Genomic DNA, 1,104 nt, shown 5'->3' on the forward strand with positions numbered 1-1,104 from the left:
CTCCCGACGCGCACGCGCAGCGCGCCCGTGCGGCCCCGCCCGACGACTCCGTAGCCCGGCGTCCGACCGGCCCGGCCCCCCGGGCGCCGGTCCCCCTCCGGAATCCGCCCCGACGCGGACGCCGGTCCCGACCGCCCCGCCGCGCGCACGCGCCGGCGGGGCGTCTCGCGTTCCCGCACCACCCAGCCCCGGAGGCGCGCGCGCGCCCGGGGACGGCCGCCCACAACGCGACTCCCGCGGCCCTCCCACGCCCGACGCGCGTCCTCCCGCACCCCACTCCCGCGGCGGAGGGCCGGAGCACCAGCGACTCCCGCGCACGCACGCGCCCGCGACCCGCGCACGGGTCGCGCGGCCGGCGGCGCGCCGCGCGCAGCGCGCGCGCCGCCCCGCACCACCACACCATCGACTGCAGGAGGTCTCCATGCTGCGAGTGCTCGCCGACGGCGAGGAGCGACATCGACTGGAGGACGCGCGCGGGCGCGAGGTCGGCTGGGTCCGCGGGCGCGTCGTCACGCTCGGCTGGTTCGCCGACGAGCGCCGCGCGCTGGCGGCCACCGGCGCCGCGTGGCGCGCGCTCGACGCGACGCTGCGCCGCGCGTTCGCCGGGTGGCCGCGCTACGCCCCCGCCCTCGACCGCCTGCACGTCGTGCACGACGGCGTGGACGAGTGGCTGTCCGACGGCCACGCGCGGCTCGCGCGCGTGGTGCGCCCGCGGCGCGGCGCCGCGCCCGCCGACGCGGTCGCGCTGGCGTTCGAGCTGCCGTCGTACGCGCACGAGGGGCTGGCCGTGACGGCGGCGCAGGCGATGGCGCAGGCGGTCCACGAGCCGGTGGCGCCCGTCGCCGCGCACCTCCCGACGGCGTCGCACGCGCCGCACACCTCGCCCGCGCCGCACGCCGACCGCGCGACCGCCTGACGGCGCATCCCCGCAGCAGGAGTGACCGACATGCCGTTCCGTCGCGTGGTGATCGGGGTCGACTTCACGGAGGCGTCGCTGGCCGCGGCCCGCTGGGTGGGGGCGCGGCTGGCGCCGGCCGCCGAGGTGGTGCTGGTGCACGCGCTGCCCGCGCCGCGCGTGCCCGCGTACGCGCGGGCGTCGCTCGC

The 1,104-nt window shown here is 81.4% G+C and carries 1 protein-coding gene; it reads left to right on the forward strand.

What is annotated here, in order from left to right:
* The first annotated feature begins 421 nt into the window (after nucleotides 1-421).
* Nucleotides 422-916, forward strand: a complete 495-nt coding sequence (locus PYV61_RS25660; RefSeq protein ID WP_275836727.1) for a hypothetical protein — start codon at nucleotides 422-424, stop codon at nucleotides 914-916.
* Nucleotides 917-1,104 lie beyond the last annotated feature (188 nt).

Source organism: Roseisolibacter sp. H3M3-2 (assembly GCF_029211165.1).
Lineage (GTDB): Bacteria > Gemmatimonadota > Gemmatimonadetes > Gemmatimonadales > Gemmatimonadaceae > Roseisolibacter.